This is a genomic window from Bacillus sp. FSL K6-3200, from assembly GCF_038630485.1.
Taxonomy (GTDB): Bacteria; Bacillota; Bacilli; order Bacillales; family Bacillaceae; genus Bacillus; species Bacillus safensis.
Genome location: NZ_CP152032.1, coordinates 820,792 through 832,820, shown reverse-complemented (window position 1 = coordinate 832,820; position 12,029 = coordinate 820,792). Strand labels below are relative to the sequence as shown.

At 36.2% G+C, this 12,029-nt stretch carries 10 protein-coding genes, 1 pseudogene and 1 riboswitch; of the genes and pseudogenes, 7 read left to right on the top strand and 4 right to left on the bottom strand.

Annotation, left to right across the window (positions count from 1 at the left end; translation table 11 throughout):
- Positions 1-24: 24 nt before the first annotated feature.
- From MHI60_RS04285 to MHI60_RS04275, 3 genes and pseudogenes are all read left to right on the top strand, one after another.
- A pseudogene (locus MHI60_RS04285) lies at positions 25-378 on the top strand (GMP synthase (glutamine-hydrolyzing)); the annotation flags it as partial.
- A gap of 122 nt (positions 379-500) precedes the next feature.
- On the top strand, positions 501-1,499 hold the full coding sequence (locus MHI60_RS04280; protein WP_144485846.1) for a HEPN domain-containing protein: 999 nt from the start codon (positions 501-503) through the stop codon (positions 1,497-1,499).
- 227 nt (positions 1,500-1,726) lie between these two features.
- On the top strand, positions 1,727-4,252 hold the full coding sequence (locus MHI60_RS04275) for an ATP-binding protein (protein ID WP_144485844.1): 2,526 nt from the start codon (positions 1,727-1,729) through the stop codon (positions 4,250-4,252).
- A 515-nt stretch (positions 4,253-4,767) separates the two neighbouring features.
- On the opposite strand, the gene MHI60_RS04270 is transcribed toward MHI60_RS04275, so the two are convergent.
- Genes MHI60_RS04270 through MHI60_RS04260 form a run of 3 tightly spaced genes read right to left on the bottom strand, consistent with a single transcriptional unit; the run spans position 4,768 to position 5,976 of the window.
- Positions 4,768-5,220 carry a LytTR family DNA-binding domain-containing protein gene (locus tag MHI60_RS04270; protein WP_144485842.1) on the bottom strand — a complete coding sequence of 151 codons (453 nt, stop codon included), beginning with the start codon at positions 5,218-5,220 and terminating at the stop codon, positions 4,768-4,770.
- A 5-nt stretch (positions 5,221-5,225) separates the two neighbouring features.
- Positions 5,226-5,786 (bottom strand): GNAT family protein, encoded by a 561-nt coding sequence (locus MHI60_RS04265; RefSeq protein ID WP_144485828.1) that lies wholly within the window; start codon positions 5,784-5,786, stop codon positions 5,226-5,228.
- Between the two features lie 4 nt (positions 5,787-5,790).
- A complete protein-coding gene (locus MHI60_RS04260; RefSeq protein ID WP_144485826.1) occupies positions 5,791-5,976 on the bottom strand; it encodes a Fe3+ hydroxamate ABC transporter substrate-binding protein in 186 nt (61 codons plus the stop codon).
- A gap of 179 nt (positions 5,977-6,155) precedes the next feature.
- Between MHI60_RS04260 and MHI60_RS04255 the strand changes: the two genes are divergently transcribed.
- Both MHI60_RS04255 and MHI60_RS04250 read left to right on the top strand, forming a co-directional pair.
- Positions 6,156-6,701: a sigma-70 family RNA polymerase sigma factor gene (locus MHI60_RS04255; RefSeq protein WP_144485824.1), complete on the top strand. Its 546-nt coding sequence runs from the start codon at positions 6,156-6,158 to the stop codon at positions 6,699-6,701.
- Positions 6,670-8,115, top strand: coding sequence for a DUF4179 domain-containing protein (locus tag MHI60_RS04250; protein WP_144472589.1), 1,446 nt, complete (start codon positions 6,670-6,672; stop codon positions 8,113-8,115). The genes MHI60_RS04255 and MHI60_RS04250 overlap by 32 nt, the downstream gene beginning before the upstream one ends.
- Positions 8,116-8,133: 18 nt before the next feature.
- Here the strand turns inward: MHI60_RS04250 and MHI60_RS04245 are convergent, their stop codons facing one another.
- Positions 8,134-9,321 carry an MFS transporter gene (locus MHI60_RS04245; protein ID WP_144485822.1) on the bottom strand — a complete coding sequence of 396 codons (1,188 nt, stop codon included), beginning with the start codon at positions 9,319-9,321 and terminating at the stop codon, positions 8,134-8,136.
- 100 nt (positions 9,322-9,421) lie between these two features.
- On the opposite strand from MHI60_RS04245, the gene MHI60_RS04240 reads away from it, so the two are divergent.
- Together MHI60_RS04240 and MHI60_RS04235 are read left to right on the top strand one after the other, a co-directional pair.
- A complete protein-coding gene (locus tag MHI60_RS04240; RefSeq protein WP_144485820.1) occupies positions 9,422-10,318 on the top strand; it encodes a LysR family transcriptional regulator in 897 nt (298 codons plus the stop codon).
- A gap of 115 nt (positions 10,319-10,433) precedes the next feature.
- Positions 10,434-10,535: riboswitch (purine riboswitch) on the top strand.
- 144 nt (positions 10,536-10,679) lie between these two features.
- Positions 10,680-12,005 carry an NCS2 family permease gene (locus MHI60_RS04235; protein WP_095407886.1) on the top strand — a complete coding sequence of 442 codons (1,326 nt, stop codon included), beginning with the start codon at positions 10,680-10,682 and terminating at the stop codon, positions 12,003-12,005.
- Positions 12,006-12,029: the final 24 nt, after the last annotated feature.

Here is a 12,029-nt window from a genome sequence, read left to right as displayed (position 1 = left end):
TTTAGAATTGACCTTCTAGTCCTAGGTTCAGGACTGGGTAGCTGTGTAATGAGTGAAATTTCTGAAGAAAAATTAGAAATCGTCCGTGAATCTGATGCGATTCTACGCGAAGAAACTGCCCACTTCGGTCTTGAGCGCGACATCGGTCAATACTTCTCGGTTCTCCCATCCGTAGAGGTTATGGGTGACGCAAGAACATATGACTACACAATCGGCATCCGTGCTGATACTTCGATTAATGGGATAACGAGTGACTCGGCAAGAATCCCTTGGGATGTTTTTTAAAAGATCTCAACTCGTGTGAATGAAGTGAAGCGTATTAACCGTGTAGTGTATGATATTACGAGTAAGCCGTCTGCTACGATTGAGTGGGAGTAGGAATAAAAAGTTTAAAATTTTTATTGTAAGGCATTCTAGGCATTTTTTATTCTGTGCTAATAATGTGTAAAACAGAATGATAATATTAATTTAATGTAAAATAAAAAGTAAAGGGGTACGAAATGATTAAATATAAGTTTATTGCATATGCTTATGATTTGGAAATTAAAAACACAATGAATAGAGGTATTAAAGTTTTTGAGAATTTAAGAATTTCCAATAACCCTAATAAGGTATCAGAAATATTTCATCCTCTTTTTAGAGATGCAATTGGAAGCCTAGAATATGATTGTCTACTATCGGGTCCATATTTTTATGCAGAAGGAGAAGTTAAAGAAGACTCTCTTTTTGATGAAAAATCAGAATGTGAATTTTTAGATAGTTTTATGAAAAAAGCTCAACTTGTTAACAGCTTTCTTTGGTTAGTTAAAGATAATAGTGTTCGTGTTGAAAAGGGATATATGCAATTGGAAACTGTTAGAGAAGTAAAATTCAGTTCAAATGGAAGAAGTGTAATGTTTTATAACTTGAAAGGTGGTAGAGATTCAATACATTTTAATATAGAAGAATTAAAGTTGCCAGAGGTGTTTTATAAAAATTATTTTGGTCAAGCTGTAGATATTTCAGGTTTGAATAATAAGGATGATTCATTTAAGGAGATTCCAGTCTATGAAACTTCGAGAATCGAAAGAGCTTTATACCTTTTACAAACTGCTAGAGCACAAAATTACTTGCCAGAAAGAATATCGATATTTACTTCTTTATTAGAAACTTTAATTTCAACTAGTAATACTGATGTTACACATAAATTAAGAGAACGAATAGCTTGGTTACTGGGAGAAAGTTATGAAGAACGAGAAGAAATATTTAATGATATGGGAGTAATTTATGGCATTCGGTCTCAGCATGTTCATAATAGTACAGTCCCTAAGGGTACTAGGACAGCAGAAAAACTGATTTTATATGCAGGGAAATTAGAAAATTATGCAAGGGGAGTATTAGTAAAGGTTTTAATTGAAGAAGAAATTGGTGATTTATATCGAAAAAATGATAGAGGAAAATATGATGATGAAAAATTAGAAAAGTTCTTTAAAAGTCTTTGTTTAGGAAAAAGTATATAGAAGATAAAACTTCTAAAACCTTATTTCCCTTGTGTCAATAATAGCACAGCTTAAGATTGTTCATTTCATTCACACGTTTCCGTCTCCATTTTATTGCTCGGATATGGTATGATTACCCTGAATGAGTAAATTCTATTATTGGGAAGTTTGTCAAGTGAATTTAATATTGTAGTAGAAAGAGTAAAAACTGAGATTATTCGAAAATTAAATTTTAAGGTGTGCGAATTATGAATTTAGAAAATACAAAATTAATGATGGAATTATATGAAAGGGGGTCTTCCTTTTATTTTAAAATTCAAGAGATTTATAGAGAAGTTGAAAGTGTTTTAAACACTAGGATACCCCGCATATTTCCATATTATACTCAACATGATGTTAGACATTCATTAAGGATTATGGATTATATGTACGAATTAATTGAAGATGTAAGAGATTTAAATGATTTAGAAATTTCATTAATAATTTATGCTGCATTACTCCATGACATTGGTATGGCTGTGGATGAAGATGAGATACATGATATTAAGAATGGAAAGTTGACATACGAAGGGTTAAATTATGAATTATTGTTACAACAATTTGAACAAGATCATACGCTGGCCATACAGGAGTTCATAAGAGAGGTACATGCATTTAGATCATCAGAATACATTAAAAATAAACTGTCACATCATTTTTTTATACCAGATATGCCAGAAGTGTTTTTTGTTAACGAATTAGCGAAAATTTGTGAGGCACATACAAAGGATTTTTATTGGCTAATAAAAGAACTAGAGGTAAACATTATTAAAGGGAATTATAATTGTAATCTGCAATTTTGTGCAATGCTCTTAAGACTAGGAGATATATTAGATTTTGATAGTTCTAGAACCCCTACTCGTTTATTAGAAACCGCTAAACCCTTAGGATATAGTCTAACTGAATGGAAACAACATTTTGTAATTGAAAATAAACAAAAGATCATTACTAATGAAACTGGAATTAAAATTGTGGAATTTTACGGTAAGTGCGAAGATCCTAAAATTCATCGAAAGATTTTAAGTTATTTAGGTTGGGTAGAGAAAGAAATAAATAACGCTTTGGAGATTTCTGAAAAATTTAAAAATGAACATAAATTTAATTTACATTATAGAATAAATAACTTTATCAAATCTAATGATTATAAATTAGTAGACTTGAAGTTTGAATTCAATTATTTGAATATTGTTGAGATTTTAATGGGAGAAGAATTATATGGAAATAAAAAATTTGGTCTTAGAGAAGTTATCCAAAACTCAATAGATACCTGTAATCTTAAGAGTTTTATACACAAACAAAAGAAAGAGCCGTGGGAAAGTGAATTTCAAGGGACAATAGATATAATTTTAAAATACAGTACTAATGAGTTTATTATAAAAGATAATGGAATAGGTATGGATTATTCCATAATAAAAAGATACTTTTTAGAGTTGGGTTCATCTTACTATAAATCAAAAGAATTCAGGAATTTAGATAGTGAATATAAACCTATAGGTAATTATGGTATTGGTTTTTTAGCAAGTTTTATGATGTCATCAAAGATTTCAGTGAGAACGAAACACTATACTAGTAACTCTATTATTGAATTAGAGATAGAAAAAAATGAACAGTATGTAGCAATGAAAGAGATAGAAAAGCCGAGCTTTGTAGGGACAGAAGTAATTTTGAATTTAGATGAATTTTTATCAATATGGGAAAATAATATTAAGGAATTACAAAATTATTTAAATGAAGGTTTTTTATTTAAGGATATTGATGTACATTTATACGTTGAAAATGAAAGTCAAGGTTTTGAAAAGATAGCAATAGATAATGGTGAGTTGGATCTTACTGAGTGTGTAGATCTAAGTAATTATCTAGATGGTATAGAACTAACAGTAAAATATATTAAACCAAACAAAATGTTTAAAAAATTTCTAGCAGATTTGATAAATGTTGATACTGCCTTTGTAGAAGATGAATCAATAGTATTTATTTCTGAAGGTGATGAAACAGTACTATTAAAGGACTTTGTGCAAAATAACAAGCTAGAAACTGTTGAGGTAATATTGATTGATGATGAAGCCGTACCAAAACTAGAAAAAGCTATTGAATTCTTTGATGATGCTGATGAAATTATTGAATATGTGTGGGATTTTTATATGCCACCAACTTTGGAAGTAATATCAGCAGGTGGAAGTTTGATGAAGAATAGACCGTCTCATCAAGAATATTCAGAGTACATTATTGGTTTTGATATTGAGATTATAAATGAAATCGAAGATCTATTTCATGATAATACATTAGGAACTATTTATACTAAAAAAGAATATGAACTGTTTGCAGTAAATGGCCAAGATGAATATTTGGAACTGAGTGACAATGAAGATGAAAATGACTTATTGACATGGAGTGGCCGTAAAGCTTTTTATAGAAAACTGTTTGTTAGAGGGGTTTTTGTGCGAAATCTATTGTCTATTCATATAGACAATAGAATAAATAATATATTGATTGAGGATATTAAAATAAATATTCTTAATACGTCAATCATACCTACCGTCAATAGAAACTCTCTGAAAGAAAATGATGAAACTATTATTGAGAATTCTATATACATTGCAATTTGTTTAAATATTATAGAGGAAACCGAAGACCAATTAGAAAGAACACTACTACGTAATTATTTAGAAACCTATATGGATTTTTCGAATAGTTTGGTAAAAAAGAAATATCATCCTAAGAAGCAACTATACTAATTGAATGTGATCTAAATTTATGATGTTAAAACAACCCTATCAAGGGATGAAGCCAGTTCTTTATAATGAATTGGCTTTTTTGTGCAATTAAATAGACTGTCACATAGTAAAGCTACTCTTTATTAAAATAAGTATCCCAGTCATAATTCTGAATTTGATAGGATTCTTCAATATTAATTGAAACCTGCATTTTAAGTATTATTCCAATCGAAACATATTGAAAGTTTACTAAGGAAATTCATCATCATCTTCGTAGCTGTTGTATACGGGCCCTTCAGAACCGTCCTTATTTGGATGATTCAAAGCATAAGTTGAATTCTCAAGTTTCAAAGTAATAGCCTAGCTGAGAGGATACAAAGAAAACTTAAAATTTAAAGTAATAAACAATGGGAAAGATATTTTTTCCAAGGTGTAAATTAGCATTGATCTAAAAGTGAAACAGTAAATCAACACTAACGCCGTAAAGATTATACAAAATGTGATGGAAAGATTGCTGATGTAACGTTTCATACTATTCACTTCCTCCGTAATCCAAGCTTCTCTTTTAATGCTTGGATATAAAAACGTGAAATCATTACTTTTTCTTCATTTGTAAGGCTTGCTTCAAAACGACCACTCGTTTTAGGAGAAATGTCGGCGATAGAATCAATATTCAGAATCATCGATTTCGAGATTCTGACATAATCATGTGCTTCAAGCTGTTCTTCAAGTTCAAATAACTTTTCCTTTAGGAGAAACACCCCATCTGTCGTATACAAGAACGATTTTTTATCGACACTTTCAATATATAAAATGTCGTGATAATAGATCTTTTTCATGCTTTCTTTCTCCGGGTCTTTCGCTAGGAAGAAGGGGGCTGATTGCTCTACTTGCTGGACAAGCTTTTCAATCGTCGAATTGAGCTCATAAATGTGAAAAGAAACATACTCAGATTGCGGCTTTTGAATGAAATGAATATCTGTTTTCATTTGTTTTATTTGTAATCCCTTTTCAAAATCGCATACATAAACACATCATCAAACCCATTCTGACCAAGATCATACTCCCTTAATAAACCCTCTCGAACAAAATCAACATTCTCCAATAATTGAACAGAGGACGTATTTGCTGGATCAATAATCGCTTCAATCCGGTTCAGATTCATTTCCTGAAACCCATATCGTAGCACCGCAGCAATCGCTTCGCTCATGATGCCTTTTCTCCAATGATCGTGGTGTAATTCGTAGCCAATTTCCGTGCGACAGTGCTGTTTTTCTAGGTTGAGAAAGCCGCAGCTGCCGATGATGACTGGGTTCTCTTTTAGAGAAATGCCCCAGCGGATGCCTGTTTGTTCTTTGAAGATATTGTCATACCACTTGATTTCTTCTTTTGTGTCTTCGATGGATTCATGAGCAACAATTCCCATGTAGCGGCACACAGTTTCATTGGATAAATAGATGTGCATATCCTCAGCGTCTTCGATCGTTGCTTGTTTTAAAATTAGTCTTTCGGTATGTATTGTTGGAAATGTTTGTGGAAAGTTGATTTTGTTCATTTGGTTATCCTCCATGAGATGTCTTTTGTTCTGTACATGCCTTACAATAAAAAACCCCTTCATTCCTTAGCCAAGCCTTCACCTCTGTCATTCCTTTTCTCTTTGGATAGACAAGCTTGACGTACACTTCTTCGTTTCCTTCTATCATTTTCTTACAGCTAGTACACGTAGGTTCTTCAAATCGAAACAATCGACTTACCCCTTTTTGTAGATATTTCTTCCATTATATCAAATGTTCGACATAATCTTTGCGGCTCGTTCTTCACTTTCTCTATTTTTATCCGACATATGCTAAGTAAAAGAAATTTCCATTTGTTGAAACCGTTTGAGAGAAAGCTTGCTCTAACAGGTGTAGGAGGTGTGAGTGAGATGAAGCAAGTGCGTCTAATTAAAAAAGCACAAAAAGGGAATGTCCCGGCATTTGAGAAATTAATGTTGATGTACCAGGAGCGTTTATATAAAACAGCTTTTCTCTACACAAGAAATAAAGAGGATTCATTAGATGCTGTTCAAGAAACGGTCATTAAAGCGTTTAAGCATCTATCTGGATTAAAAGAACCGGCTTATTTTTCTACCTGGCTGACGCGGATTTTGATTCATACGATTTTTGCGATGAAGAAAAAGCAGCAAGATGTTGTTCCGTTTGAACAGCATCATGAGAGCGTTGAGCGTCATGATTTTTTGGAAGACAAGCTCGATTTAAAAAATGCACTTGAAGTGTTAGATGAGCAATACCAGGTGGTCATTCAGTTGTTTTATTTTCAAGATTATTCAATTTCGATGATTTCTGAGCAGATGGGTGTGCCTGAAGGAACGGTTAAAACTCATTTGTATCGAGCAAGAAAGTTATTAAAGCAAACATTGGAGAAGGAGGAGAGTGTCGATGGAACGAAAAGAAATGAAAAAGCTTTATGATGAGATTGATGTACCAACAGTTGAAGTGACCTCTGCGATTCGCCAAGCCATTGGGGATGTGAAAGCGGAACAGAAAAGACATTGGTTCAATTGGAACTGGAGAACGCCAATATACTCTGCCATTGTTCTCATCGTCCTTTACTTTTCATCAGGTTTCCTTTTTCCTTCTCTTAATACAGCGATGGCACGTGTCCCGATTATTGGGCAATTTTATATGATGTTTCACGATAAAGTAGGAATGGCTCTTTTTCAGAGTGATTTGGTGAAGCATGTCAATGAAGGGGCTGAATCAAGAGGGGTGACTGTGAAAGTAAACAGTGTGTACTATGATGCCGGACGGCTTGTTTATACGTTTACGGTGGAGAATCTCCATACAAAAGAAGATTCTGTATCGTATAGAGTGAATCCAGAAAAAATCGATGGAAACTTCCAACTTAATTATGATAAAACAGAGTTGAAAAAATTAAAAGATGGCCGCTATGTTGGACAGACGGAAGTCTATACAAATGGACAAACGATCAAACAAGGTCAGCAAGTGTCACTTGTCATTTCGAAGATTGGGGATATTGCAGGGAATTGGCGCTTCAAGTTACCTGTGGTCAAGCAAAAAACCACTTTATTAGCGGGACAAAAAGACGTGTCTATTTTAAATGGACGTTATCAAATAAGAAACGTAAAGGTAGAAAATGGAGTGAATGGCTCTGCTATTCAATATGCCATTGATTACAATGGTTTTGCCAAAGATGATAGAGTTAGTATATTTGGAATGAAGGATAATTTAGGGAATGAGTATGAGTTAGAATTAGGAACAAGGTTAGGAAGAAAACCACTTTCTCCTAAAAAAAATAGAGTCGATCATTTAACCATTTTGAATCAGCCGATCAATCCAAAGGCGACCGAATTGACATTTGACACATCTGTGGATATCGAACGAGAATACAGCCACATCATTCCTCTCAAGACAAAGCTGCCTGTTCAGTTCAAAACAAAACACCATGGCATCGGAATCAAAATCAATAAGATAGATCAAAAAGACCGTTCTGTGATTGTTGATTATCAATTTACTGGAGTAGACCAGAAAGAATTAGATGAGGATGTGATGAAGAATATCGGTGAATTAATTGGATTGGGCGATGTTAAAAAGCTGAAGTCATGGTCCGACCCAGAAGCAGATTATGAAAGCGGATATTATTTGAAGGGGAACAATGCGAAGGTGACCAATTTGAAGACAGCTTCGATGCAATCCACCTTTGAATTTGATAATAAGGAGTTAGAGACTTTATCATTAAACCATTTTTCTTTTAAAGAATATGGGCTTTACCTTGATTTGTCAGAACTGAATATGTTGGCACCACAGAAAGCGATAAAGGTAACCATTCCAGTCAAAAAAGAAACATCAAAAGCTAGTCAATAAATAAGAAAGCGAACATGGTTATACATGTTCGCTTTTTGGCTGTTGTTCCACCAGTCGATGACGATTGAACGAATACCGAATCAACATCAACGCCACAAAACTAGCTAATCCGCCAATCCAACTTAAATTCGTTACATTTGTATACTGTATAATCACACCGCCCATTGACGATCCGAGCATCATGCCGATGTTCATAATCGCTGTATTAAAGCTTAGCACGGTTTCTGATGCTTGGGGTTTAAGGGAGATCAGATAAAATTGCTTCGCTGGTGTTGTTGTCCATGTGGCGATGCCCCAAATGGCGAGTGTGATCAAGACGTTAATTGTAGAGAATTGCGTAAAGAATAAGGCAAAGAGAGCGAACATCTGGATCAAGATGCTGATCGAGATGGTTCGGTTTGGTCCCCATTGATCGACGGCGAATCCGCCAAAACGTGAGCCAATAAAAGCAGAAATTCCTAAGACGAGCAAGGCAATGCTTGTCATTTCAAGTGAAAAGCCGGCGGTCTGTCTTAATAATGGAGAGATATAAGCAAAGACCATCGTGTAGCCTAAGATCCAAAAGACGGTTGTTGCTAAGCCGCTGATCACTCTGCGGTCTTGAAGGATGTGTAATTGCTGCTTTAATGGCAGATGTGAATGTCCCTCTATGCGTGGCAGCAATTGATAAAGAAGCAAGAAGAGACAAGCAGTACCTAGTGCAATGATGAGAAAAATATAGTGCCAATCCACGTGACCTGATAGAAATGTTCCAATCGGCACACCAAGTACGAGTGAAACAGTGAATCCAGTGATGACAGTCGCCATTGCACTTCCCTTTTTTTCTGGCGGGGCGATCTGCGCTGCATAATTCGTGGCGACGACAATATATAAGCCGCCGCTCATGGCCATGATGACTCGGGATAGCAGGAGCAGCACAAAATGATGGCTGAAAAAGGCGAGCATATTGCCTAAAATAAACACAAAAATAGCTGATAACAAAACCTTTTTTCGGTTCAGCTTCGATGTTGCCATGACTAAAAAAAGAGCGCCTACTGCATAAAAAAGAGAATAGACGGTGATGAGCTGTCCGGCAGCAGGAATAGAGATGTGTAAATCAACAGCAATGATATCTAGAATGCCTGACACGACGAATTCTGACGTGCCTGTGACAAATGAACCGACAGCTAAAAGAATAATCAATAGCTGATGAGATGTGTTTTTCATTTTGAACCCTTCCTTCATGTTGATACGTTGTCTTTAGTTTAAATTCCGTGCTAACATAAGTAAAATTGATGTTTTTCATGAAGGAGATGAGTAAATACTCATGAGCTTTGTTCGCTTTGATATTATCGCAAAAGTTGTGGAGCTTGGCAGTTTTACAGCAGCAGCTGAAGCATTAAATATGACGCAGTCCGCTGTCAGTCATGCAGTGGCGAATTTAGAGTCAGAGTGGGGCGTGTCTTTATTCATTCGTGACCGAAAGAAGGGCATTATGCTGACGGACATTGGTCAAACGCTTCTCCCGCATATTAGAGAAGTGTTAAATAGAGTGGAGAAAATCCAGCAAGAAATTGCGTTAACGAAAAATATTGAAACGGGTTTGATTCGTATCGGCACATTTGCCAGTGCCTCGGCTTGTTTATTGCCTAAACTGCTTGTGAGCTATCAGAAAAAACATCCGAAAATCGAATTTAAATTCTATGAGGGAACGTATGAAGAAATATTGGAGTGGCTGGATTCAAGCATCATTGATGTTGGATTTGTTGTGAAAGGCCATGCGGATGAAGCCTTTGATTTACTGCCGCTTATGAAAGATGAGATGGTGGTCGCCTATCACCCAAATCATCGATATGAACAGCAGCCCATTGTAGATATAACAGATTTGGCGGATGAACCATTTATTATGCCGACTGGCATGTATCAATCACATGTAGAGGATATTTTTTCGGAGGCGCAAATGAAGCCAGCTGTTTTATTTGAAGTTCATGATTGTACGACCATTGCCCGTATGGTCGGGGAAGGACTTGGCGTCACAATAGGCCCGGAGTTATTTTTAAAAACGCAGCAGCTTGTGCATATTCGCCAGCTGAATGTCTCTCATCATCGTGAGGTTGCGCTTGCCTGTCCGTCGCTCTCTCAAGCTTCTCCGGCAGTGAAAGAGTTTTTCCATGTAGCCGAAGCGGTTTTTGCAAAAGAGAAGGATTTGGGGAAGGGTGTATAAAGAACTAGATGTGAATTTCCAAATTCGTGTAATAAGACGAATGAAGCGGACATTTCTTTGAAAAATGTTCGCTTTTCGTATTGTATTTTAAAAATGAAGTTGGTACAATAGACACAGAAATCAAATAGATAGAAGTCGTATAATCGCGGGGATATGGCCCGCAAGTTTCTACCAAGCTACCGTAAATGGCTTGACTACGTCAATTCACACTCGTTTGATATAAATCATGCATTGTTCTTGTTTTATGTCACAGTCTGAATTCACATATGTAGTCAAGCGTCCCAAAATTGTTGGGGCGTTTTTTATTTGACTAGTGAATGGGACAGACTAAAGCAAAAGGACATGAAGGGAGTCAGTTGGCTTGAAACAGTTTTTTCAGTTTGATGAGTTAGGTACGAATTACCGCAGAGAGATCATCGGTGGTTTAACCACATTTTTGTCGATGGCTTACATTCTGTTTGTTAATCCGATCACACTTGCATTAGTGTCTGTGCCGGATTTTCCAGATAAATTACGAATTGATCAGGGGGCAGTCTTTACAGCAACGGCGTTAGCTTCTGCTGCAGGGTGTATTCTGATGGGATTGATCGCCAGGTATCCGATTGCGATTGCACCCGGTATGGGTCTGAATGCGTTCTTCGCCTTTTCGGTTGTGCTTGGCATGGGTATCAAATGGGAAGCAGCACTTTCAGGTGTGTTTGTTTCAGGATTGATTTTCGTTGCTCTTTCTTTAACAGGTTTCCGTGAAAAAATCATCAATGCCATTCCGGCTGAGCTGAAGCTGGCGGTTGGTGCAGGTATTGGTTTGTTCATTACGTTTGTCGGTCTGCAAGGCTCTGGCATTATCGCCAATAATGATAATACGCTCGTTTCGATTGGAAACATTCATAGCGGTCCTGTCCTGTTAACAGTGTTTGGTATTGTTGTGACGGTCATTTTAATGGTTCTTCGAGTGAATGCAGGTGTCTTCATTGGGATGCTTGTGACTGCTATTGCCGGGATGATTTTTGGTCTTATACCAGTACCGTCTCAGATTGTGGGAAGTATTCCAAGCTTGTCTCCAACCTTTGGTCAAGCCTTGATTCACTTACCAGAAATATTCTCCATTCAAATGCTTGTCGTGATTTTAACGTTCCTATTCGTTGGGTTCTTTGATACAGCTGGTACACTTGTGGCTGTGGCAACACAGGCTGGTTTAATGAAAAATAATGAGCTGCCTCGTGCAGGAAGAGCGCTTCTGGCGGATTCTTCTTCTATTGTTGTAGGTTCTATTCTTGGTACATCTACAACGACATCTTATGTTGAATCTAGCTCAGGTGTTGCTGCTGGTGCGCGTTCTGGTTTTGCAGCTGTCGTTACAGGCATTTTCTTCTTGCTTGCGATGTTCTTCTCACCACTTTTATCCATCGTTACATCGAATGTGACAGCACCTGCTTTAATCATTGTCGGTGCGCTGATGGTCGCTCCGCTGGCGAAGATTGCATGGGATCGTTTTGAAATTGCGGTACCAGCTTTCTTAACGATGATTATGATGCCACTGACATACAGTATTGCAACAGGGATTGCGGTTGGCTTTATTTTCTACCCGATTACGATGATCTTTAAAGGGAAAGCGAAAGAAGTACATCCAATTATGTACGGATTGTTTGTCATCTTTATTCTATATTTTGCTTTCTTAAATCATTAATTGAACATTTGAAACAGCAGCTCA

What these genes read in the sequence shown, in the direction of transcription:
- MHI60_RS04275 (WP_144485844.1), top strand. Translation starts at nt 1,727, where the DNA reads ATGAATTTAGAAAATACAAAATTAATGATGGAATTATATGAAAGGGGG.
- MHI60_RS04245 (WP_144485822.1), bottom strand. Translation starts at nt 9,321, where the DNA reads ATGAAAAACACATCTCATCAGCTATTGATTATTCTTTTAGCTGTCGGT.
- MHI60_RS04240 (WP_144485820.1), top strand. Translation starts at nt 9,422, where the DNA reads ATGAGCTTTGTTCGCTTTGATATTATCGCAAAAGTTGTGGAGCTTGGC.
- MHI60_RS04265 (WP_144485828.1), bottom strand. Translation starts at nt 5,786, where the DNA reads ATGAACAAAATCAACTTTCCACAAACATTTCCAACAATACATACCGAA.
- MHI60_RS04255 (WP_144485824.1), top strand. Translation starts at nt 6,156, where the DNA reads ATGAAGCAAGTGCGTCTAATTAAAAAAGCACAAAAAGGGAATGTCCCG.
- MHI60_RS04270 (WP_144485842.1), bottom strand. Translation starts at nt 5,220, where the DNA reads ATGAAAACAGATATTCATTTCATTCAAAAGCCGCAATCTGAGTATGTT.
- MHI60_RS04280 (WP_144485846.1), top strand. Translation starts at nt 501, where the DNA reads ATGATTAAATATAAGTTTATTGCATATGCTTATGATTTGGAAATTAAA.
- MHI60_RS04250 (WP_144472589.1), top strand. Translation starts at nt 6,670, where the DNA reads ATGGAACGAAAAGAAATGAAAAAGCTTTATGATGAGATTGATGTACCA.